Source organism: Pandoraea norimbergensis (assembly GCF_001465545.3).
Classification (GTDB): Bacteria; Pseudomonadota; Gammaproteobacteria; order Burkholderiales; family Burkholderiaceae; genus Pandoraea; species Pandoraea norimbergensis.
The window spans coordinates 3926324-3948168 of sequence record NZ_CP013480.3 but is presented as its reverse complement, the minus strand read 5'-3'; the positions used below and the strand labels follow the sequence as shown (position 1 = coordinate 3948168).

17 protein-coding genes and 1 other RNA gene are annotated in these 21845 nt (G+C 63.0%); 7 read left to right on the top strand and 11 right to left on the bottom strand.

Going from position 1 to position 21845, the window contains the following annotated elements; translation table 11 throughout:
* Nucleotides 1-66 precede the first annotated feature (66 nt).
* From ssrA to ubiG, 4 genes are all read right to left on the bottom strand, one after another.
* Nucleotides 67-425: a transfer-messenger RNA gene (gene ssrA / locus AT302_RS17295) on the bottom strand.
* Between the two features lie 30 nt (nucleotides 426-455).
* Nucleotides 456-4475, bottom strand: a complete 4020-nt coding sequence (locus AT302_RS17290) for a DUF748 domain-containing protein (protein WP_058379490.1) — start codon at nucleotides 4473-4475, stop codon at nucleotides 456-458.
* 123 nt (nucleotides 4476-4598) lie between these two features.
* A complete protein-coding gene (locus tag AT302_RS17285; protein WP_084656296.1) occupies nucleotides 4599-5345 on the bottom strand; it encodes an HAD-IA family hydrolase in 747 nt (248 codons plus the stop codon).
* A gap of 1 nt (nucleotide 5346) precedes the next feature.
* Nucleotides 5347-6042: a bifunctional 2-polyprenyl-6-hydroxyphenol methylase/3-demethylubiquinol 3-O-methyltransferase UbiG gene (ubiG, locus tag AT302_RS17280; protein WP_058379489.1), complete on the bottom strand. Its 696-nt coding sequence runs from the start codon at nucleotides 6040-6042 to the stop codon at nucleotides 5347-5349.
* Nucleotides 6043-6577: 535 nt separating this feature from the next.
* Between ubiG and AT302_RS17275 the strand changes: the two genes are divergently transcribed.
* Together AT302_RS17275 and AT302_RS17270 are read left to right on the top strand one after the other, a co-directional pair.
* Entirely contained in the window at nucleotides 6578-7825 is a 1248-nt protein-coding gene (locus AT302_RS17275) for an efflux RND transporter periplasmic adaptor subunit (protein ID WP_084656295.1), read from the top strand.
* A gap of 3 nt (nucleotides 7826-7828) precedes the next feature.
* Nucleotides 7829-10963: an efflux RND transporter permease subunit gene (locus AT302_RS17270; RefSeq protein ID WP_058379487.1), complete on the top strand. Its 3135-nt coding sequence runs from the start codon at nucleotides 7829-7831 to the stop codon at nucleotides 10961-10963.
* 122 nt (nucleotides 10964-11085) lie between these two features.
* Here the strand turns inward: AT302_RS17270 and ald are convergent, their stop codons facing one another.
* Together ald and AT302_RS17260 are read right to left on the bottom strand one after the other, a co-directional pair.
* Nucleotides 11086-12219 (bottom strand): alanine dehydrogenase, encoded by a 1134-nt coding sequence (gene ald, locus AT302_RS17265; protein ID WP_058379486.1) that lies wholly within the window; start codon nucleotides 12217-12219, stop codon nucleotides 11086-11088.
* Nucleotides 12220-12393: 174 nt separating this feature from the next.
* Entirely contained in the window at nucleotides 12394-13680 is a 1287-nt protein-coding gene (locus AT302_RS17260; RefSeq protein WP_058379485.1) for a D-amino acid dehydrogenase, read from the bottom strand.
* Nucleotides 13681-13784: 104 nt separating this feature from the next.
* Between AT302_RS17260 and AT302_RS17255 the strand changes: the two genes are divergently transcribed.
* Nucleotides 13785-14273, top strand: coding sequence for an Lrp/AsnC ligand binding domain-containing protein (locus AT302_RS17255; RefSeq protein WP_058379484.1), 489 nt, complete (start codon nucleotides 13785-13787; stop codon nucleotides 14271-14273).
* A gap of 21 nt (nucleotides 14274-14294) precedes the next feature.
* Here the strand turns inward: AT302_RS17255 and AT302_RS17250 are convergent, their stop codons facing one another.
* From AT302_RS17250 to AT302_RS17230, 5 genes are all read right to left on the bottom strand, one after another.
* Nucleotides 14295-15416 (bottom strand): PA0069 family radical SAM protein, encoded by a 1122-nt coding sequence (locus AT302_RS17250; RefSeq protein ID WP_058379483.1) that lies wholly within the window; start codon nucleotides 15414-15416, stop codon nucleotides 14295-14297.
* Nucleotides 15417-15589: 173 nt separating this feature from the next.
* Nucleotides 15590-16531: a Rossmann-like and DUF2520 domain-containing protein gene (locus AT302_RS17245; RefSeq protein ID WP_084656294.1), complete on the bottom strand. Its 942-nt coding sequence runs from the start codon at nucleotides 16529-16531 to the stop codon at nucleotides 15590-15592.
* A gap of 27 nt (nucleotides 16532-16558) precedes the next feature.
* Nucleotides 16559-17008 carry a TM2 domain-containing protein gene (locus AT302_RS17240; protein WP_058379482.1) on the bottom strand — a complete coding sequence of 150 codons (450 nt, stop codon included), beginning with the start codon at nucleotides 17006-17008 and terminating at the stop codon, nucleotides 16559-16561.
* Between the two features lie 9 nt (nucleotides 17009-17017).
* The gene (locus tag AT302_RS17235; RefSeq protein WP_167365810.1) at nucleotides 17018-17821 is read right to left on the bottom strand and encodes an META and DUF4377 domain-containing protein; all 804 of its coding nucleotides are present in this window, start codon (nucleotides 17819-17821) and stop codon (nucleotides 17018-17020) included.
* Between the two features lie 195 nt (nucleotides 17822-18016).
* On the bottom strand, nucleotides 18017-19093 hold the full coding sequence (locus AT302_RS17230) for a PQQ-dependent sugar dehydrogenase (protein ID WP_058380393.1): 1077 nt from the start codon (nucleotides 19091-19093) through the stop codon (nucleotides 18017-18019).
* Between the two features lie 390 nt (nucleotides 19094-19483).
* On the opposite strand from AT302_RS17230, the gene rpsP reads away from it, so the two are divergent.
* The 4 genes from rpsP to rplS all read left to right on the top strand — a co-directional run bounded on the left by rpsP (nucleotide 19484) and on the right by rplS (nucleotide 21833).
* On the top strand, nucleotides 19484-19735 hold the full coding sequence (gene rpsP / locus AT302_RS17225) for a 30S ribosomal protein S16 (protein ID WP_058379480.1): 252 nt from the start codon (nucleotides 19484-19486) through the stop codon (nucleotides 19733-19735).
* A gap of 127 nt (nucleotides 19736-19862) precedes the next feature.
* On the top strand, nucleotides 19863-20513 hold the full coding sequence (gene rimM / locus AT302_RS17220) for a ribosome maturation factor RimM (protein WP_064675101.1): 651 nt from the start codon (nucleotides 19863-19865) through the stop codon (nucleotides 20511-20513).
* 61 nt (nucleotides 20514-20574) lie between these two features.
* Nucleotides 20575-21345: a tRNA (guanosine(37)-N1)-methyltransferase TrmD gene (gene trmD, locus AT302_RS17215; RefSeq protein ID WP_058379479.1), complete on the top strand. Its 771-nt coding sequence runs from the start codon at nucleotides 20575-20577 to the stop codon at nucleotides 21343-21345.
* 101 nt (nucleotides 21346-21446) lie between these two features.
* Complete coding sequence (rplS, locus tag AT302_RS17210) at nucleotides 21447-21833, top strand: 50S ribosomal protein L19 (protein WP_058379478.1); 387 nt, start codon at nucleotides 21447-21449, stop codon at nucleotides 21831-21833.
* Nucleotides 21834-21845 lie beyond the last annotated feature (12 nt).

The window sequence follows — 21845 nt, the reverse complement described above, 5'->3', positions numbered from 1 at the left end:
ACGGACCCGAAGGTCCGTTTTTCAATCGATCAGCGCATCTTTCGTTGTCGTCGATACGCTATGTTTTGGTGGAGCCGGCGGGGATCGAACCCGCGTCCGCAAGTACTCTACGACCAGTTCTACATACTTAGTTCAGTCATTTGATTTAACTGTTTTGTCGCGGACGAACACGCTACGCAACAGCGATCCATTTAATTTTAGGCCCCGGCGCCATGGCACCACCGGAGATTATCTGACGTAAATGACCTCGCGAGGTATTGCTACCCTAACCCGTCAGAGAGCTAGTGCGAGGCAGGCGCCCTTAGGCAGCCAGTGCGTACGAGTTATCGTTTGCAGTTACTAATTTTCCCATTGATTAACGAGGTGACGGGTCCTCGGTATGCCCTGAATCGCTTCGCTACCCACGTCGAAACCATGTCGGCCCCAGTGGTAAAACGGATTATGACACAAATGCCCTACTTGAGTGCGAAGTCAACCCGTGTCGTCGCGCCCTTGTCCTTGATGCCCTCCGCATTGAGCTTCGGGGCCACCACGAACAACCGCTCGGACTCGATCTTGCCGTCCAGCCAAGTGCGTACCTGCTGCGCACGCCGCTCGGCCAGTGCTCTCAGATCATCATCGCCCACCTTGATGTTCGTCTCCATGAGCTTTTCCATTTCGTCGTCGGGCAAGGACTTCGCAAAGCCGATCATGTTGCGTGGCTTCGAAAAGTCCGCCGCCTTGTAGGCTGCCGTCAGATACTTGCTGCGCTCCTCTGGCGTCACCTTCACGCTGTCCACGTCGATGCTTTCGCCGCGACCGACCATCGACTTGACCTTCTGCGCCTTGATTGCGCGATCGACCGCCACTTCACGCAGGCCATCGGTGTCCTTCGCCGGATCGACCCGGCCCACGATGTCGAGCTTGAGCGAAGGACGGTCTTTCAGCGCCTTCACCAGCGTATCGAGTCGCTTTTCGTCTTCCGGCGTAAGACGTGCACTGCCCGGCGCAAATTCCACGTAACCCAGTTCCTCATCGCCGCCGCCAAACGCCGAGGCCAACAGGCTGAACGGCGCCGTCGCCGCCTTGACGATCAGGTTGACGAACGCCCGGAAAATCACGCCGCCCAAGCTGAACTGAGGATCTTCGAGAGAGCCGGAAATCGGAATGTTCACGTCAATCTCGCCGCGCGAATTCTTCAGCAACGAGACCGCCAGCCGTACCGGCAGGTTGGTCGCCGTCGGGCTCTCGACGCGGTCACCGAAGGTCAACTGGTCGATGAAGATGTGATTGTTCGCCGTGAGCTTGGCCTGATCGAGCGAGTAATGCACATCCACCGTGAGCTTGCCTTTCTCGATCGGGTAACCCGCGTACTTGGTCGAATACGGCGTGAGATTGGTCAGCTCGATACCGTCAGCCTTCGCGCTCACATCCACAAACGCCATCGGCGCCAGCGGATTGATCTTGCCCGAAATGTCGATCGGGGAATTGCGGTTGACCTTGCCCTGCAACGCCACATCCGCAGGCTCCGTCGTTGCCGTGCCGAAGGCACCGATGCGTCCGCCGATATCCGTCAAATTGGCGGTGTAGTTCGGTTTGACGAAGTTGTCGGTGAAGTTGATGTTGCCGCCTTGCAGCGTAATCCGGCCGATGTGCACGTCCGCCGGCAACGCTTTGCCCGTGCCGTAGCCCGGGCCGCGCTCAACTGTCGTCTCGCCCGGCTTTTGCTCCTTTTTCTCGACTTCGGTCGGCTGACCGGCTTCCACCGCCGACGCGGCAGCGTCGAGCGGAGGGTTGGCCGCCGCGGCACTTGCAGAACTGCCGTCGAGCGGCACACCGCCGTTCGCACGCGTCAGCGAGCGTGGTGCCGTTTCCTTATTGCCGACCACGTCAGCCAGATTCAGTCGCCCGTTGGGGTTGATGATCAGACGCGCATAAAAGCGCGACAACGCGACGCTGCCCAACTGCACGTTGGGCTTGCCGCTGCCGACCGCCATGTTGATCTGCTGTACCGACAACGCATTCCAGCGCATGAAGTCGTCGGCCGTCACCTTGTCCAGCAGGCGAACGTTGCCCAGCGTGGCGTCGCCTCGGTAGGTGGCTTGCGGCGTGTCGCCCTTCATTGCGAACGTGGCGCGGCCGTTGCTCGAAAGCAGGGCGCTGGCGATGCTCGCATTCAGTTCGTCGCTGAGATACGAGTCGAACGCTGCCAGATCGAGTTGCTGCGTCTTGACCTGAAGGTCGCCGGCGAGCGGTTGCGGCGTGACGTTGCCGGTGACGTTCAGCGAACCCTTCTTGTTCAGCGTGCCATTGACCTCAAGTTGCAGGGGTTTGCCCATGTCCTGTGAGGCGCCCTGCACGCGCACATTGAGCGGTGCCAGCTTCGCGTTGATCGGGCGGCCTTTGACGGCCCGGTCTTCGAGCGCAATGCTCGCGTTCTCGATGGACACCTTGCCGACCTGCCACTGCCATCCGCCGGCCTGCGCGGTTTTGGCCGGTGCCTTGGCCGACGTACGGCGACCCCGTTCGGTACCTACGCGCGTATTGATATCGTTGCCCCGGCTACCCGCGCTACCCGCCGCGGCGGCCGTCTTCGGTTGACCGTTACCGGTCAGCGCGAGCAGGTTGATCTTGCCGTCCTTGTCGCGCCGCGCGGCCACATCCAGCCCCGTGACCGTCAACTCGTCGAGCACCGCCTGCTGTGCACCGAGATCGAAGCGCGAGAGCTTCGCCTGTGCGTGGGCGAGTTTGAGCGGCGCGTCACCCTTGATGCCGGTGAGCCATTCAATCTTGTCGAGCGTGGCCGTGGCGGGAGAAATCTGCACGTTGGGCTGTTTGTCCGGCGCGAATGCGGCGCTGAACTTCGCCTGCACGCCGACCGTACCGCTCTTCAGATCGCCCGCCAGTGCACCCTGTGCAAACGGCAACAACGGGGTGAGGGCAATCGACTCGGCGTCTAGCTCGCCGCTGGCGTTGTACGCCGGCAGACTGAACTGACCCTGCGCCTTCAACGTGCCGCCACTTTGCACCCCCATCGACGCGTCGTAGGTCGCGGGTTCCTTGCCCAGCGTCGAAAATTGCTTCACGCCGATCTGGATGTTCTCCAGCGCGATACTCGCAGGCTTTGCTCCGCGCTCGTCAGTGAAGCGGACCTTGCTGTTGACCACCGCGACTTCGCCCACGATCAGGTCGAGCGGGCTAGGCTGCGCTGCGGCCGCGGCTTTGGCCTGCGCCGCTTCGGCAGCCGACGCCGGCGTGGCCGCCTGAGCGGTCTGCTCGGCAGCGACCTTCGGGGCCGATTTGGCCGCTTCATTCGCTTGCGGGGATGCTGCCGCTTCGCCAACGGCCTTACCCACCGCCTTGATGACCGTGCGTTGCGGCAGCAGCGCCTTGGTCACATTCAGTGTGCCGTTTTTCTCCATCGTCACTTGCTGATCGAGACCGTCGATCCGGACGCTGTCGATGTGATAGACGTTGTTCAACGGCTCGACCTTGCCAAGCTTCACGTCGACTTGCTTGACGGCCACCATCGGTGAGCCGTCTGGCTCGTGAACGACGGCATCCGCCAGCGTGGCTGTCCCGGTCAGCGTGACATGGTTGCTGCCGTCCTTGTCGCGCGTGAACCGCAGCTTCAGGTCGGTGCTCACTGCCGCACTCTTGATCTGCGCAGGCACCGAGACGGGTGAATAGCCGAGGTACTTGGGCACGTCGAGCCGGTCGAGCTTGATGTCGACCGTCGACTCGAGCGAGTCGGCAAAAGGCTTCGTCTGGCCGGTGATGTTGAGCGGTGCACCGTCGATCGACGCCTTTAGCAGCGGCTGCACGAAGATGTCGGTGTCTGCCGGCAGGTTCGCGATGAACGGCACGCCCACTTGCAGATTGTCGACAACGTGCTTCTCGTTCTGCACCGTGTCGTCGAAACGGATGGAGCCGTTCTTGATCTGCACGTTGTTCAGCGCGAAGCGCGTCGGTTTGGACGGCTCCGGCGAAGGTGGCACGGACGTAGCTTTATCGATGATGTCCGAGAAGTTGAATCGCTGCGGCGCCGTGCGCACGATGTTGACGACCGGCGTATCGACGTACAGCTCGTCGACCACAGGGGCGAAACGGAACAGTGAGCCCCACGACGCATTCACGCGCAGCATGCCGACGTCGACGAAAGGCTGCCCCGGTGCCTTGTCGCCGATGTGCACCTGATGGAGGTCGAGTCGAAGGGTGTACGGGTTGAAACTCACGTCACCCACGCTCACCGGCCGTTCGAGATAGGTGGAGAGCTTTTCGACGGCGTAATGCTTGAGCACCGCCGGTACGGTGAAGTAACCGACGACGCCGAAGACGGCCAGCACGCCGACAGTCCAGAGACCTGTCTTGCGTGCGCGCCGGCGCACCACGGGATCGCGGCCGAGCGCTTGCGCGCGCGCGAGTCCCTGTTGCAGGCGGGTATTGCCCGGGGGGATATCCGGAGAAGGTTTGCGATCGTTCGCTTGCTCGGCCATGCGGTCTCCCGTAAGTAGCCAGTGAAGCACTCGCCGCGCCACCGTTGTGCGCGGCGGAATAGACCCGGAGCGGGCTCGCTGTGCCAGCGACCCTGCTCCGGAAGGTGATGCCCCTGCGGCCGATCAGGCTCGGGACAGCACCAGCGGGGCGATCGCGCCCGCGCTTTCGACGACAGCGTCGGCTTGCCATTGGGCAGGCGCGAGGGTATCGCCGCAATAACCATAGGCCGCCGCAATCGTGGCCATGCCAGCCGCCTTGCCCGCCTGCACATCACGCAGATCGTCGCCGACGTACACGATGTGTGCCGGTGCAATGCCGATGCACTCCGCCGCGTAGAGCAGCGGCGCCGGATGCGGTTTGCTATGCGGCGTGGTGTCGCCCGATACGACGCAGGCGGCACCTTCGCTGAGTCCGATCAGCTTGACGAGCGGATTAGTCAGCCATGCCGCCTTGTTCGTCACGATGCCCCACGGTACGCCGCGCTCGGTCAATGCCGCGAGCAGCTCGGGCACGCCTTCGAACAGACGGCTTTGCACGCAAAGCGCCGCTTCGTAATTGGCGAGGAAGGCGTCGCGCAGAGCCGGGAACGCCGCATCGTCCGGCGTTACGCCGAAGGCGCTGCCGATCAGACCGCGTGCGCCATGCGACGCTTGCAGACGCAGCGTCTCGTAGGGACCGGGCGGCAAGCCGCGGTCGGTACGGACCTTGTTGACGGCGGCGACGAGGTCCGGTGCCGTGTCGGCGAGCGTGCCGTCAAGGTCGAACAGGACGGCGCGCACATCGCCACCCAGCAGGGGCGATGCGCCGTCGTTGACGTCGGCATTGACGGTATTGGCGGCGGAGACGTTGGGCACAGGGGGCTCGAACATATCAGGCATCGCGTGTACACGCGACCATGTAGTTGACGTCGGTATCGCGATTGATCGCGTAGCGCTTGTTGATCGGGTTATACGTCAGGCCGCGCAGATCGCGCACGGTCAGGCCGTTCGTCCGGGTGAAAGACGCGAGCTCCGACGGGCGGATGAACTTGGCGTAATCGTGCGTGCCGCGCGGCAACATACGCAACACGTATTCCGCACCGACCACGGCCAGCAGCCATGCCTTCGGATTCCGATTGAGCGTGGAGAAGAACACATGGCCGCCCGGTTTGACGAGCGTGGCGCAGGCCGCCACGATCGAGGCCGGCGACGGCACGTGTTCGAGCATCTCCATGCAGGTCACCACGTCGTAGGTGCCCGGCTCGCGTGCGGCCAGGGCTTCGACGGCAATTTCTTCATACTCGATCGGCAGACCGGCTTCGAGGCTGTGCAGATCGGCCACGCCAAGGGCTTTCGTCGAGAGGTCGATCCCTTTGACGCGAGCGCCCTGACGCGCCATCGATTCGGTCAGAATGCCGCCGCCGCAACCGACGTCGAGCACACGTTTGCCTTGCAACGGCACATGCTGTTCGATCCAGTCCAGACGTAGCGGATTGATTTCGTGCAACGGCTTGAATTCGCTGTGCGGATCCCACCAGCGGTGGGCCAGCTCACTGAATTTGCTGATTTCTTGGGGGTCGGCGTTCATCGATTGGTCACAGACATTGACGGCTTGCGCAGGCAGGATGCCGGGCGGCGGCGCGTGCCCGTCGACCGGGCAGGGACCGGCGGGCGCCGTCGAGATGGGGCAAGTATAACGAAGTGAGTGCGCCCATGTCCAAAGCGCAAGGCCTGGCGTGAGTTTGCGGCGTGCCGGCCGTGAGTGACCAACAGGGCGGCAGCAACGCCCGGCAGGCACCGGATCACTGTGTTGGGTGAACTCAAACGGGCGTTTTGACGGTCCACCGGACACCGCGCGAGTTGGATGACAGCACCATGGCGTCAGCCTGTCGGGCAGGTGGCAGCCGTATGGCAAGCCAGTCCGGGCAGGGAAAATGCGGACTGCGAGCCCCGAACAGATACGACACACTCGGGGGCACGTCCCTTGGAGTGGTCGGGGACGATTCGTGTTTGTCGTCGGGGTAGTGGCGCAGGCAGTGGGTCCGTCCCGCGTGCGCTCCGTACCCATCCCGTATTGCGGCAAACACCCGGCCGTTTTGGATCGGACTCCCCAGGGAGGCGCCATGACGCAATCCACGCCCCGAGATAGCGCCGACGCCGCCTCGCCACCGGAATCCCCACGACGATCCCACCGCTGGCGTTGGTTGGCGCTATTGCTGCTGGTGATCGTCGCGCTGTTGATCTGGCGCTGGTTCGCCAACCGCAAGCCGCCCGCTGCACCGCCGCCGGCGCCGGTCGCGGTGATCACGACCATCGCCTCGGCGCGTGATCTGCCGCGCTACGTTTTGGGCATCGGCACAGTGCAAGCCACCACGTCGGTGACGGTGCGCGTGCGGGTGGACGGCCAGATCGAGCGAATTGCGTTCAACGAAGGGCAGGACGTGAAGGCCGGTGACCTTCTCGTTCAGATCGATCCACGTCCCTATCGTGCACAGCTTGAGCAGGCCCGCGCGACCAAGGCCCGCGACGTGGCACAACTGGTCAACGCCCGCGTCGATCTCAAGCGCTACCAGACACTCGCTGCTCAAGGCGCGTCGCCGCAACAGCAGGCCGACACGCAGGCGGCGCTCGTCAAACAACTGGAAGCCGCCGTGATGACCGATCAGGCGCAAATCGACTTCGCCGCCGTGCAACTCGACTACACGACGATTCGCTCGCCGGTCACTGGGCGAACCGGCGTGCGGTTGGTCGACGTGGGCAACATCGTGCACGCGGCAGACGCTAACGGCATCGTCATCGTCAATCAGATCGACCCGATCACCGTGCTGTTCACGCTGCCGGAAGAGGCGGTCGGGCGGGTGAATGCCGCCATGCAAGCTGCTGGAACTCAAGGGCTGGCGGTCGACGTATTTCCGCGCACGGGAAGCGAGATGCTGGCCTCGGGAAAGCTCACGCTGATCAACAACCAGATCGACAACACGAGTGGCACGGTGCAGTTGAAGGCGACCTTCGCCAATGCCGATCACCGCCTGTGGCCCGGGCAATACGTCAACGCCCGGCTGACGCTCGGCGTCATCACGCAGGCCATCGCACTCGATGCATCGGTGATCCAGAACGGGCCGAACGGCACCTTCGTGTACGTGGTGGGGGGCGACGGGCGTGCCGCCGTACAACCGGTCAAGGTCGGCATGACGCAGGGCAGCCGCGCCATCATCGAAAGCGGTCTGACACCGGGCGCGCGCGTGGTGGTCGAGGGGCAACTCAAGTTGCGTCCCGGCGTATCGGTGGTGGAAGCGCGCAATGCCGCTACGGGGGCTGGGGCGGGCCCGGCGAGTGGCGCAAGTTCAGCAAGTGCGGCGGCGGCCCGATAACCCATGTCCATCTCGGCCGCCTTCATCAAACGTCCCATCGGCACGTCGCTGTTGGCGGCGGCGCTCTTTCTCGTGGGTGTCGCCGCGTGGCCGCTGTTGCCAGTCGCACCGCTCCCGCAGGTCGATTTTCCGACCATTCAGGTCTCGGTTACGTTGCCCGGGGCCGATCCGTCGACCATGGCGTCGAATGTGGCCACGCCGCTGGAGCGGCAGTTCTCGCTGATCGCGGGCCTGACGCAGATGACGTCGACCAGTGCGCTGGGTACCACGTCGATCACGTTGCAGTTTGATCTGAACCGCAATATCGACGCAGCAGCCGTCGACGTGCAGGCGGCCATCAACGCGGCCGGCGGTCAGTTGCCGAACAATCTGCCGAGTCCGCCAACGTATCGCAAGGTCAACCCGGCCGACTCCCCGATCATGCTGATGGCGGTCAAGTCGGACACCTTGCCGCTCACGATGGTGAACGACTACGCCGATAACATCCTGGCGCAGCAGATTTCACAGATCGATGGCGTCGGGCTGGTCAACATCGGGGGCACGCAGAAGCCTGCGATTCGCGTGCAGCTCGATCCGGACAAGGTCGCAGCCCTAGGCCTTGATCTCGAAACGGTGCGCGGCGCGCTCGCGAGTGCGACCGTCAACACGCCCAAAGGCAGTTTCGACGGACCTCGCCAGAGTGTGACGGTCTACGACAACGGCCAATTGCTCGATCCGGTGCGCTGGAACGACGTGATCGTTGCGTACCGTGGCGGGGCGCCGGTGCGTGTGCGCGACTTGGGGCAGGCCGTGGCCGGTCCGGAAAACGCTCGCTTTGCTGGCTGGGCGTATCGCGGCGCGGCCATGCCGGAGAGTGAGCCGCTCAAGAGCGGGCGCTCGGTGTTTCTCGCCGTGACCAAGCAACCGGGCGCGAACGTGATTGCCACGGTCGAGCGCATCAAGGCTGCGTTGCCGCGCTTGCAGGCGTCGATTCCCCCGGCGGTGGAGGTCAACGTGCTCACCGACCGCACGCAGACTATCCGGGCGTCAGTCGAGGACGTCGAGTTCACGCTGGTGCTCACCGGTGTGCTCGTCGTGCTGGTGATCTTCCTGTTCTTACGGAATCTGCCCGCAACGCTCATTCCCGCCGTGACGGTGCCGCTCGCAATGATGGGGACGGCTGCCGTGATGTACGCGATCGGCTTCAGCCTCGACAACCTCTCGCTCATGGCGCTGACGATCTCGGTCGGCTTCGTCGTGGACGATGCCATCGTGATGCTCGAGAACATCTACCGCCACGTCGAGGACGGCATGGCCCCGATGGAGGCGGCCTATCGCGGGGCCGCCGAAATCGGCTTCACGATCGTGTCGATTTCGGTGTCGTTGGTGGCGGTTTTCATTCCGTTGCTATTGATGGGCGGTATCGTCGGCCGTCTGTTCCGGGAGTTTGCGATCACGGTGACGCTGACCATCGCGATCTCGGTGATCGTCTCGCTCACGCTCACGCCGATGCTCTGTTCGAGATTCTTGCGCGACGCGTCGAACGTGCAGCATGGCCGTCTGTATCGCTGGTTCGAAACCGGCTTCTCGCGCATGCAGGACGGTTATCGGCACGGACTGCATATCGTGCTTGAGCATCAGTTCGTGACGCTGATGGTGTTCATTGCCACGGTGGCGCTCACAGCGCTGCTCTACGTCGTGATCCCGAAGGGTTTCTTCCCGCAACAGGACACGGGCTTCGTGTTCGGCTTTGCGGAATCGTCGCAGGACACGTCGTTCAAGCTGATGAGCGAGCGCGTGGTCAAGGTGGCCGATGTGGTGCGGCAAGATCCGGCGGTGCTGAGTTTTGTGGCCAATACGGGCAATACCACCGCGAACACGGCAAATTTCTACATCAACCTCAAGCCGAAGTCGGCCGGGCGAACGCTCTCGGCCGATCAGGTGATTGCGCGGCTGCGCCCTAAACTCGCGCAACTCGAAGGGATCAATCTGTTTTTGCAAGCCGGGCAGGACATCAATGTCGGTGGCCGTCTGGCACGCACGCAGTATCAGTACACGTTGACCGACGCCGACATCAATGAGCTCAACGTGTGGGCGCCGCGATTGCTGGAGCGTTTGCGAAAATTGCCGCAACTCACGGATCTCGCGACCGACCAGCAGAGCAATGCGCCCACGGCGACACTGACCATCGACCGCGACCGGGCGTCGAGTTTCGGCATTTCGCCTGCGGTTATCGAGTCAACGCTTTACGACGCCATCGGGCAGCGCCAGATCGCGCAGTACTTCACGCAGATCAACAGCTATCACGTGATCATGGAAGTCACGCCCGCATTGCAGTCAGATCCGTCGTTGCTCGACAAGCTCTATCTCACGTCGCCGATCACAGGCCAGCGCGTGCCGCTCTCTACGTTCGTCTCGGTGGACCGCAGCAAGACCAACTACCTGCTGATTAGCCACCAGAGCCAGTTTCCCGCTGTGACGCTCTCGTTCAATCTCGCGCCGGGGGTGTCGCTGGGCGAGGCGGTCGATGCGATTCGAACCGCGCAGGCCGAGATGAATCTTCCGCTTTCGCTGAACGGCACCTTTCAAGGCACGGCGCAGGCGTTTCGCGATTCGCTCGCGACGCAGCCGTACCTGATTCTGGCCGCACTGATTGCGGTGTATATCGTGCTCGGCTTGCTCTACGAGAGCTATATCCACCCGCTCACCATTCTTTCTACGCTGCCATCGGCAGGCGTGGGCGCGCTGCTGATCCTGATGATCGGCGGACACGATCTGAGCGTGATCGCGCTGATCGGCATCATCCTGCTGATCGGGATCGTCAAGAAGAACGGGATCATGATGGTCGACTTCGCGCTGACGGCGGAGCGCGAGCACGGTCTCTCGCCCGAGGAGTCGATCTATCAGGCGTGCCTGCTGCGCTTTCGGCCAATCATGATGACGACGATGTGCGCGTTGCTCGCGGGCTTGCCGTTGATGTTGGGGAGTGGCGCGGGCTCGGAATTGCGGCGTCCGCTGGGGTATGCGATGGTCGGCGGTTTGCTGCTCTCGCAGGCGCTGACGCTTTTCACCACACCAGTCGTGTATCTCTATCTTGATCGGGCGAGTCAGTGGTATCGGCGTCGCAGAGAGGCGAAGGGCGCGGGCGGGGCGCCGTGATGAAGGCGGAAGGGTGGCGTGCGGAGGGCGGAAAGCGGGTCCGGACAATGCTTTCCGGACCCAAAGGCTTCAACGTTTTGGGCGCTGACGACCGATGTCGTGCGCGGCGTCCCCTGTGCCGCTCAGGCAGCCGCCGGCAGGTTGGCCAAAACGGCGTGCGGATCGTGATAGGTCAGCCCGAGCGCCTCGGCCACGCCTCGATTCGTCACCATGCCGCGTGCGACGTTCAGACCCGCGAGCAGGTGCGGGTCAGCGCGCATCGCCGCTACGGCGCCATGCTCGGCTAGTTGCAGAATGAACGGCAGCGTCACGTTGTTCAACGCAAACGTCGAGGTGCGCGGCACGCCACCCGGCATATTCGCCACGCAGTAGTGCACGACGCCTTCCACGATATAGACCGGATCGGCGTGCGTGGTCGGATGCGATGTTTCGCAACAGCCGCCCTGATCGATCGCCACGTCTACGATGACCGACCCCTTGCGCATGAGTCCGAGCATCGCCCGAGTGATCAGCTTCGGTGCCGCGGCGCCCGGAATCAACACGCCGCCGATCACGAGATCCGCCTCGCGAAGATGTTGCTCGATGGCGTGCTGTGTCGAGTAGACCGTCTGCACACGTCCGCCGAACTGGGCGCTGATGCGTCGCAACGCATCCACCGACTTGTCGATGACGGTGACCTGCGCACCGATGCCGATCGCCACCGTCGCGGCATTGGTGCCCACGACGCCTCCCCCGAGAATCACCACCTTGCCCGCTTCCACCCCCGGCACGCCGGAGAGCAGCAGGCCAAGGCCGCCGTGTGTTTTTTCGAGCGCCGTAGCGCCGGCTTGAATCGACATGCGGCCGGCGACTTCGGACATCGGGGCGAGCAACGGCAGACCGCCAGTGGCCGAGGTCACCGTCTCATAGGCGATGCACGTAGCACCGCTCTTGATCAAGTCGCGGGTCTGTTCGGGGTCGGGGGCGAGGTGCAGATACGTGAACAGCGTGTGATGGGGGCGTAGACGTGCACGCTCAACCGCCTGCGGCTCTTTGACCTTGACGATCAACTCGGCACGGTCGAAGACGTCGACGGCATTGGCAGCGATTCGCGCCCCGGCAGCAGCGTAGACCGTATCGTCCATGCCGATGCCTGCACCGGCTTGCGTCTCGATCCATACCTCGTGCCCGCGTGCCACGACTTCGCGTACGGCTGCGGGCGTCATGCCTACGCGGTATTCGTGGTTCTTGATCTCCTTCGGTACGCCGATCTTCATGATGTGTCTCCTGTTGTGATGTGACGGCAAAAAAACGCGATCGAATCAGTCATCAGGCGGGGCGGGCGCGGCATCGAGGTGTCGCGTCTCATCGCATGGCCCGCATCGATCACACCCTTGCGATCCATGTGAGCCCCCAAACAAAAACGGCACCCGAAGGTGCCGTTCGATGCATCAGGCGAAGGCCGGTTGGGCCTGCGCTTCCGGCGCGCCACTGTAGCGCGCCACCGACAGATCGTCGGACAAAACGGCCGGCCGGCGGCCCGACATCAGATCGGCCAGCAACTGGCCGGAGCCGCACGACATCGTCCAGCCCAGCGTGCCATGCCCCGTATTCAGGAACAGATTGCGCAGCGCCGTGGCGCCGACAATCGGCGTGCCGTCCGGCGTCATCGGACGCAGGCCGGTCCAGAACGACGCTTCCGCCGTGTTGCCCGCGCCCGGATACAGATCGTTGACGACCATTTCGAGCGTGGCGCGGCGTGCCGGGTTGAGTGCCTTGTTGTAGCCCACGACTTCGGCCATGCCGCCGACGCGAATGCGATCGTCGAAACGCGTGACGGCGATCTTGTAGGTTTCGTCCAGCACGGTCGAGACCGGTGCGCGTTCGGCATCGACGATCGGCACGGTGATCGAATAGCCCTTGAGCGGATAGACCGGAATGTCGACGATGCCACGCAGGAACGGCGTCGAGTAAGAACCGAGCGCCACAACGTAGGCGTCGGCGCGCTGCATCATGCCGGCGCACACCACGCCTTCGATCTTGTCGCCGACCACGTGCAGGCCGTCGATCGGCATGTCGTAGCGGAATTTCACGCCGAGCGCTTCGGCCATCGTGGCCAGACGCGTCGTGAAGAGCTGGCAATCGCCGGTCTCGTCGTTCGGCAGGCGCAGGCCGCCCGTGAGTTTGTGCGCCACAGCAGCGAGGGCCGGTTCGGCGCTGGCGAGGGCCGTGCGATCGAGCAGTTCGAACGGCACGCCGGCTTCTTCCAGCACGGCGATGTCACGTGCGGCATTGGCGAGTTGTTCGTCGGTACGGAACAGTTGCAGCGTGCCGGCTTGACGGCCTTCATACGCGATACCCGTCTCGGCGCGCAGGGCGCGGAAGCAGTCGCGGCTGTATTCCGCAATGCGCACCATGCGTTCCTTGTTGACGGTGTAACGCTCCGGCGTGCAGTTGCGCAGCATCTGATAGAGCCACTTCAACTGCGAGAGCGAGCCGTCCGGACGAATCGCCAACGGGGCGTGCTTCTGGAACAGCCACTTGATCGCCTTGGTCGGAATACCCGGTGCTGCCCACGGTGAGGCGTAGCCCGGCGAAATCTGGCCGGCGTTGCCGAAGCTGGTCTCGAGCGCCGGGCCAACCTGGCGATCAAGCACCGTGACGTCGTGCCCGGCCTTTGCCAGGTAGTAGGCGCTGGTAACGCCGATGACGCCGCTGCCGAGAACGATGACCTTCATTGCGTGGACTCCTGTAAATCCGTAGTTATGCAGTAATTAATGGCATGCTATTCTCGGATAGCTAGGTTTAGTTAATGAATATCGGTTGAATACAGGAAAAAATCATGCGAATGCAGCAGCAATCGATTCGGACGCTGGACCGGCTTGACCGGCGCATCCTCACATTGCTTCAGCAAGACGGCCGAATGTCGATGAAAGACCTGTCGGAACAGGTGGGGCTGTCGATCACGCCATGCATCGAGCGGGTGAAGCGCATGGAGCGCGACGGGGTGATCATGGGCTACTTCGCGCGCGTGAATCCGGCGGCGCTGGGCGCGGCGCTGCTGGTCTTCGTCGAGATCACGCTCGATCACAAATCGGGGAACATGTTCGACCAGTTTCGACGCGAAGTGCTGCGTATTCCCGAGGTCATGGAGTGTCATCTCATCTCGGGCGACTTCGACTATCTGATCAAAGCGCGCATTCGCGAAATGTCGGAATACCGGAAATTGCTTGGCGACATCCTGCTGCAATTGCCGGGCGCCGTGCAGTCGAAGAGTTACGTCGTGATGGAAGAAATCAAAGAGACGCTCACGGTCAACGTCGAAGAGTGAAAGCGTGAGCGGTACGGCTGCTTAAAAAAGCGGCATTTGCGGGTTGGCCGTCGCGCTTGGGGTGTCGGCCGACGGCACAGGGAGATCCGGCACCTTGAAGTGGTCGTTGCGAAGCGGCGGGCGCGCCTGATTGAGCCCGAGCTTGCGGGCTGCCAGAAGAAAGCGTTGCCGGATGAGTTCGGCATGCAGCCCGGTCCCGCGCATTCGCGTGCCGAACTCCGCACTGTTGTGTTTGCCGTCACGTACCTGCTCGATCAGGCTCATCACGTGGCGGGCGCGCATCGGATAGTTCACCTCCAGCCATTCGACGAAAACGTCGTGCACCTCGCGCGGCAAGCGCAGCATGGTGTACCCGGCGTACGTGGCCCCGGCCTCAGCGGCCGTCGTCAATACCCGCTCGATATCGAAATCGGTCAGCGCCGGCACGATCGGCGCGACGATCACGCCCGTTGGGATGCCGGCCTGCGTGAGCTTGTGAATAGCTTCGATGCGTTTCGGGGGCGTGTTGGCCCGCGGCTCCATCTTGCGGGCGATGTCGGCGTCGAGCGTTCCCACTGAAATGAATACGCGCGCGAGCCCGCGTTGCGCCATGCGCGACAGGATGTCAATGTCGCGCGTCACGAGTGCCGATTTCGTCGTAATGCCGACCGGGTGCCCGAAACGCTCCAGGACTTCAAGCACGCTGCGCGTAATCCGGTACTCGCGCTCGATCGGCTGATACGGATCGGTGTTCGCGCCGAGCGCCAGCAACGCCGGTTGATAACCTCGTTTGCGCAGTTCGGCGTCGAGCCGCTCGGCGGCGTTGGTCTTGGCATACAGCCGCGTCTCGAAGTCGAGCCCCGGCGAGAGCCCAAGATAGGCATGGGTCGGCCGCGCGAAACAGTACGTGCAGCCGTGTTCGCAGCCGCGATACGGGTTGATGGAGCGGTCGAAGGGAATGTCGGACGACGTGTTCCGCGAGATGATCGTGCGGGCTGTTTCCAGCGCGACCTGCGTAACGAACTTGACCTCGGTTTCATGGGCCATGTCCGATTCATGGCGGGTCTCGTCCGCTTCTCGCCGGAACTCGGAAAAGCGCGATTCCAGGTTGGCGACAGCGCCTCGGCCTCGGCGGGCCGGGGGCGGCGCGAATGAAGAAGCCATGGCCAGTCTCCTTGCGTGCAATCCGGATTCCGTTTGACGGGAATCCATAGGGAATGCTTGTCATTATACTGTGTTTTTATACAGTATTTGGTGGGGAGGCAAAGATGACTAACGGCGGATGGGGTGGGACGCTAATGGTCGACTGGGCGCAGGCGTGGGCCAGTTGGATGAGGCTATGGTGTGTCTTTGGGGGCAACCGGCGAGACCGGTGGCACGTAGGGGGCGATGGCGCGCGCGATCGCGTCGAGCGCATCGTTGTCCGCGTTGGGGCGCTGCCGCGCAAGCCGGATCGCACGCTGCGTCAGCAACGAGTACAGCGTGGCGTGATTGCCGCCCATACTGGCGAGCGCCTCGGTGTGCCGGGTCACGATCCCGGCATCGCCGCGCGAGACAGGGCCTGCAAGTGCCCCCGAAAGCCCACGCTCCCGTGCGGCGTTGAGAGTGCCCATGACGAGCGGCCACATCGCTTCTTTGGCATCGTTCTCCGGCATGCCGATGGCCCGCCAGAGTTCAGTCGCTTCTTCCAGCAAACAGAGCAGGAAGCTCGCTGCGTAGTTGGCGCCCGCGTGATATCGCATGCGTTCCCCGGCCGGAATCTCCAGCGGTCGGCAGCCAATGGCGTTGGCCAGTGCGCGCAGGGTCGTCGCGAACGCGGGTTCGGCTTCAATGGTGATGGCGCTGCCGGCCATGCGTGTGGCGTCGTCGGCGAGCCCGGCAAAAAGGAACAGCGGATGGAAGCCGCCGATTTGCGCACCGTGTTTCGCTGCGGGCCGCAGCAACTCGACTTCCGAGGCGCCGCTGCAATGCACGAGGGCTTGGTTGTCGGCGGGCGAGAGAGTCGCCGCGCAGGACGCAAGCGCGTCGTCGGGCACCGTCAGGAAAACGAGGTCAGCGTGATCGAAAACACCATTCATGCCACGCGCGTCGTCGACCGCGATGGCGGTGCACTGCGGGAATTGGGAGGCAAGGGCTTGCGCGGTGCCGGAGCTGCGACTCGCGATAGCGGTCACTTCGTATCCCGAACGCGACGCCGCGACCGACAAGGCTTTCGCAACACGGCCAGCGCCGATGAAACCCAGCGTCGGCCGTCGATCGTTCGGGATGAGGGGGCTCACAGTGCTCACGCGCAGAAGGGGATGTGGTTACTGCGACAGGCGGTTGGGCGTGTCGTGCGTCTCGAAGTACGTCTGAAACGCGACGGCAAAACCCACCATCATCAGCATCGCGCCAACGAAGAGCGACACGCTCACGATGATGACCGCAGTCCAGCCCGAGCGCGACCGCTTGGTCGCGTTGGGGTTGAACTGTTGGTCCCAGCGCTCATCCGGGCGAAGTCCGTAGACGATGGCCGAGAGAAACGCCGAGAACAGGGAGATGGCTCCCAGAATCGTCAGCACCCAGCCTGCGGTGGAACCGAGATCGCTCGTCACCAACAAACCCCACCCCGCCACGCCGCAGGCCGAGCCTACGATGTGCGCCCAGCCAAACGGGTCGCGCAGGCCATACAGATAGAAGCGGTGCAGACCGAGTGTGCCGAACAGCATCGCCAGACCGGCGGTCAGGGTTTTGGATTTATAGGTGAGAGCGCTCATCAGGGACGGTTATCGGGTGGGCGTTTGACGAATGACTTCGACCAGCGTCCAGCGCATGCTCGAAGCGTCGGCGGGCGGGTTGTCGACAGGCTCGCCGTGAATTTTCACGCGGTATTCTACGCCGGGCTTCCAGTCGAAGCCATCGATGTGCGCGTACCAGAGTTCCCACGGGGCTTTACCGGAATCGTCAGCAGTGCGCACGCGAAGGCACTTGCGTGGCCCAACGCCGACACAGTCCGCCATTTGCGAGTCGACGTCGAGTACGCGATCTTCCGTTTTGGTCGTGCCGGTGGCACCGGCAACCGGGCGATTGAGCAAGGTCTGCGATGCATATGTCAGCGTCTCGCCACCCGGTGCACTCAGGATCAGTTGGGTGTCGCGGCGCTCGAAGCGCGCGACACGCGGCAACGTTTTGAGATAGCGGTCTTCAAACGCCATCGAGTCCGGGCAAGCCATGCGCGTCGCTGCCGGGGCTTTCAGGCTCACCTGTCCGTTGGCCGGGCCGACCGTGTACTGGCCGAAAATGCGATTGCATCCCCCGGTGCCGGAGAACGCACCCTTGTCGTTGAACGTGAGATTGATCACGCGGCCTTCCGGCAGGCTCGGAATGTCATTGGCGCCTTCCCAACGGACCAACTGCCAGGTGCCGAGGATATCGGCCGGGGTTGTCGCAGCCGCTGTCGCGTTGCTGTCGCCGGCTGCCGCTGGGGTGGCGCCGCCGCCTGAGGGGGCGGCACAGCCGGCCAGCATTGCGGCAGGCACGAGCAACATGGCGACATATGAGGCGAATGAGGAGGGTAGGCGTTGGGTCATGATTTTGAATAGGCGGAGTGAGGGAGAGGGCAGGGACGGCGCAAGTGTCGCGCGGGGCACGAGGTGAAACGCCCGGGCGGTGCCGTGAATACCATGGGATGTTGACAGATAGTGGTCGGGGTCAGTTCCTTCACTGACCGAGGCGCGTTGACCGGGCGCGAGCGTTAAACGATGTCGATGCGTCATCGCAGCCCCTTACGGTTTGCGGTACGTAATGCGATAGATGGCGCCTGCGTGATCATCGCTGATGAGCAGTGAGCCATCGGGGAGCGTCAGCAGATCAACGGGGCGGCCCCAGACAGACTCGTCGGCACCGAGCCAGCCCTGCGCGAAAACTTCCTGCTTCACGACGTTGTTTTTTGCGTCGAGCACGACTCGTATGACGCGGTAGCCGACCTTGCGGGAGCGGTTCCAGGAGCCATGCTCCGCGATGAAGATATTCCCGCGATAGTCTTCCGGGAACTGCTTGCCTGTATAGAAGCGCATGCCGAGTGCCGCGACGTGCGCGCCGAGCTTGGCCATCGGTGGTGTGAACATTGAGCAAGCTTTCTCGCGGCCGAACTCCGGGTCGGCGACGTTGCCGGCGTGGCAGTAGGGGAAGCCGAAATGTTCGCCCGCGCGTGTGAGCCGGTTGAGTTTGTCGTCGGGTACATCATCACCCATCATGTCCCGGCCGTTGTCCGTGAACCACAACGTATTCGTGCCCGGCTGCCAGTCGAAGCCGACGGTGTTGCGCACGCCTCGCGCGACAACGCGCCAGTCGCTGCCGTCGGGCCGCATGCTGCCGATCATGGCGTACCGGCTTTCATCGCGTTTGCAGACGTTGCACGGCGCGCCGACGCCGACGTACAGGCGCTGGTCCGGGCCGAAGGCGATGTAGCGCCAGCCATGGTGGGTCTCGGACGGGAGTTTGGCGTAGACGACGGCGGGCTGGCCGGGGTTGTCGAGGCGATCTTCGATGTTGTCGAGCCGCAGGATGCGCGAGACCGCTGATATATATAGCGCACCATCGCGCATGGCGACGCCGACCGGCATGTTCAGGCCCGACGCCACGGTTCGCGCTTTGGCTGCATAGGCGCGGGACGGGTCCAGGGTGATCGCGTAGACATTGCCTTCGCCGCGGCTGCCCACAAACAACGTGCCCTTGGGGCCGAGTACCATGCCGCGGGCCCCTGGCACCTGATCGGACAGGACTTCGACGTAGAAGCCTGGGGGCAGGACGAGTTGTTCGATGGGAAGGGCGTCGCGTGCCTTGGCGAAGGCCGGTGTCATTGCCAGCAGACCGGCGAGCAGGTAAAGCAGGTGCTGCGCGAACCGGGGGAACTGGGTGAGTCTGACGAGCCCGGCGAATTCGATGAGCCGGGTGAATAAGGCGGGTAGGGTGACTAAGGTGGGTATCGGGGCGGGCTTCACAGGCCGTTGCCGGCGCAGAGATGGCTGCCATCCATCGGGAAATCGTCGCATGCCGGACTCGCTTCTCGCACAGGATGCGCACATTGTAGACCAGCAACATGGCGCTTCGGCGGTGTCCGTCGCACAACACAACACGGGCAAGGCGCGGCCCGGTCTCGACGGTTCCCGGGGATGTGTTTGTTTTGACGAGGGTTTTGCGCTATAATCACGCGTTTTCTGTCCGAACACTTCTGGATTCAAGGATTTATTATGGTCGTTATCCGCCTGGCTCGCGGCGGCGCGAAGAAGCGCCCGTTCTACAACATCGTTGCTACCGATTCGCGTAATCGTCGCGATGGCCGTTTCATCGAACGTATTGGCTTTTACAACCCGGTCGCCGCTGAAGGCACGGAAGGTCTGCGCATCGCTCAAGACCGTCTGACCTACTGGCAAGGCGTTGGCGCACAACTGTCGCCGACCGTGGCTCGCCTGATCAAGCAAGCTCCGAAGGCTGCTGCCTAAGCTTTTGCTGATCAAGCAGTACGCATTGCTGTCGGTTTTCTGGCGGCATAAGAATTGAACGGCGATGCCTGTTCCGGAGCGATTCGGGACGGGCATCGCCGTGTGTTCGTCTCAACGTTGGATTGGCATGGTTCGTTCCGTTCGACCCGCAGGTGCGCGGGTACCGCTGAAAATCGGTGCTGACGCGCGAAGTGCCGCTGGCACGGACGTGTCGCAGGTGCTCGCGCCTGCTGCCGAAGTCCCCGATGATCTTGTCGAGCTTGGCTATATTGGCGACGCTTACGGGATTCAAGGCTGGATCAAGGTGCAGCCGCACGGGGGCGATGGTGAAGGTTTGTTGACCGCCGAAAGCTGGTATCTCCAGCGTCCAGGCGACACGACCTTCAGCACGGCCGAGGTGCTGCAAAGCCGGGGACACTCCGGCACCGTTGTTGCGCACTTGCGCGGCAGCGACAGCCGTACCTCCGCCGAAGCCCTCAAGGGCTTTCAGGTGTGGGTGCCGCGCAGTGCGTTTCCGACAGCAGACGAAGACGAGTTTTACTGGGTCGACCTTATTGGCGCTCAGGTAACGAATCTCCAGGACGAATCGCTCGGCAAGGTCGTCGGTTTGCTCGACAACGGGGTACATACCGTTTTGCGAGTGGCCTACGACGTGCCGGCGGCTGATGGCAAACCGGCAAAAGCTGCCGAGCGCCTGATTCCCTTTGTTGGCCAGTATGTGCAGACCGTCGATACCGAGGCGGGGCGCATTGTGGCTGATTGGGGTCTCGACTACTGAGATGACCGAATGACCGCCCGGGACCTTTTCGACTCGGGCAACTCTGGACGGAACCGGCCTGATGCAGTTTGACGTCGTCACGCTATTTCCCGAGATGTTTCGGGCACTGACCGACTGGGGCGTTACCAGCCGGGCACTCAAGCAGTCGCGTTACGACCTGCGGTTTTGGAATCCGCGTGATTTCACGCACAACAGCTATCGCACGATCGATGATCGTCCGTACGGTGGCGGGCCGGGCATGGTCATGCTCGCCAAGCCGCTGGAAGATGCAATCGCTGCGGCGAAAGCTGCGCAGACCGAAGCCGGTGTGTCGCGTGGACGCGTGCTGTTGATGTCGCCGCAAGGCAAGCCGCTCACGCATCGCCGGGTGACCGAGTTGCGCGAGCAGGAGCAGGGGCTGATCTTGTTGTGCGGCCGTTACGAAGCCATCGATCAGCGTCTGGTCGATCGTGTGGTGGATGAAGAGGTCAGCGTTGGCGACTTCGTGCTGTCGGGCGGTGAGCTGCCGGCGATGGCACTGATGGATTCGCTAATCCGGCTGCTGCCGGGCGTACTGAACGATTCGCAGTCGGCCGAGCAGGACAGTTTTGTGAATGGCTTGCTCGACTGCCCGCACTACACGCGGCCTGAAGAATACGAAGGTGTGCGCGTGCCCGACGTCCTGTTGGGCGGGCACCACGCCGAGATTGAAAAGTGGCGGCGCCGCGAGGCGTTGACCAATACCTGGCGCAAGCGTCCCGACATGATCGAGAGCGCGCGTGCCAACGGATTGCTCAGTCGTGCCGATGAGGCATGGCTGGCAAGCCTCGCCGCCGATTCGTCGGCGAAGTAGGCAACGGGTGTCGCCATGGGGGCGGCATTCGGTTTGAACCCATCCTCTGTCGGGGCCGGCTTGCCGGTAGAACGCCGATACGATGGCACAAGGAGTGGTAAATGAATCTGATCGCACAGATCGAGCAAGAAGAAATCGCGCGTTTGACCGCGTCGAAGACGATTCCCGAATTCGCCCCGGGCGACACCGTGATCGTCAACGTGAACGTGGTTGAAGGCACGCGCAAGCGTGTGCAGGCTTACGAAGGCGTCGTGATCGCCAAGCGTAACCGTGGCCTGAACTCGGCCTTCATCGTTCGCAAGATTTCGTCGGGTGAAGGCGTTGAGCGTACGTTCCAGACGTACTCGCCGCTGATCGCCAGCATCGAAGTCAAGCGTCGTGGTGACGTTCGTCGCGCCAAGCTGTACTACTTGCGTGAGCGTTCGGGCAAGTCGGCACGTATCAAGGAAAAGCTCACGTACAAGAGCAAGACCGTCGCTGCCCAGTAAGTTGGACGCTGC

Excerpts from the sequence above, each read along its gene's own strand:
- rpsP (WP_058379480.1), top strand. The coding sequence starts at position 19,484 with ATGGTCGTTATCCGCCTGGCTCGCGGCGGCGCGAAGAAGCGCCCGTTC.
- ald (WP_058379486.1), bottom strand. The coding sequence starts at position 12,219 with ATGAAGATCGGCGTACCGAAGGAGATCAAGAACCACGAATACCGCGTA.
- rimM (WP_064675101.1), top strand. The coding sequence starts at position 19,863 with ATGGTTCGTTCCGTTCGACCCGCAGGTGCGCGGGTACCGCTGAAAATC.
- AT302_RS17275 (WP_084656295.1), top strand. The coding sequence starts at position 6,578 with ATGACGCAATCCACGCCCCGAGATAGCGCCGACGCCGCCTCGCCACCG.
- rplS (WP_058379478.1), top strand. The coding sequence starts at position 21,447 with ATGAATCTGATCGCACAGATCGAGCAAGAAGAAATCGCGCGTTTGACC.
- AT302_RS17255 (WP_058379484.1), top strand. The coding sequence starts at position 13,785 with ATGCGAATGCAGCAGCAATCGATTCGGACGCTGGACCGGCTTGACCGG.
- AT302_RS17250 (WP_058379483.1), bottom strand. The coding sequence starts at position 15,416 with ATGGCTTCTTCATTCGCGCCGCCCCCGGCCCGCCGAGGCCGAGGCGCT.
- trmD (WP_058379479.1), top strand. The coding sequence starts at position 20,575 with ATGCAGTTTGACGTCGTCACGCTATTTCCCGAGATGTTTCGGGCACTG.
- AT302_RS17285 (WP_084656296.1), bottom strand. The coding sequence starts at position 5,345 with ATGTTCGAGCCCCCTGTGCCCAACGTCTCCGCCGCCAATACCGTCAAT.
- AT302_RS17270 (WP_058379487.1), top strand. The coding sequence starts at position 7,829 with ATGTCCATCTCGGCCGCCTTCATCAAACGTCCCATCGGCACGTCGCTG.
- ubiG (WP_058379489.1), bottom strand. The coding sequence starts at position 6,042 with ATGAACGCCGACCCCCAAGAAATCAGCAAATTCAGTGAGCTGGCCCAC.
- AT302_RS17230 (WP_058380393.1), bottom strand. The coding sequence starts at position 19,093 with ATGACACCGGCCTTCGCCAAGGCACGCGACGCCCTTCCCATCGAACAA.
- AT302_RS17235 (WP_167365810.1), bottom strand. The coding sequence starts at position 17,821 with ATGACCCAACGCCTACCCTCCTCATTCGCCTCATATGTCGCCATGTTG.
- AT302_RS17260 (WP_058379485.1), bottom strand. The coding sequence starts at position 13,680 with ATGAAGGTCATCGTTCTCGGCAGCGGCGTCATCGGCGTTACCAGCGCC.
- AT302_RS17240 (WP_058379482.1), bottom strand. The coding sequence starts at position 17,008 with ATGAGCGCTCTCACCTATAAATCCAAAACCCTGACCGCCGGTCTGGCG.
- AT302_RS17290 (WP_058379490.1), bottom strand. The coding sequence starts at position 4,475 with ATGGCCGAGCAAGCGAACGATCGCAAACCTTCTCCGGATATCCCCCCG.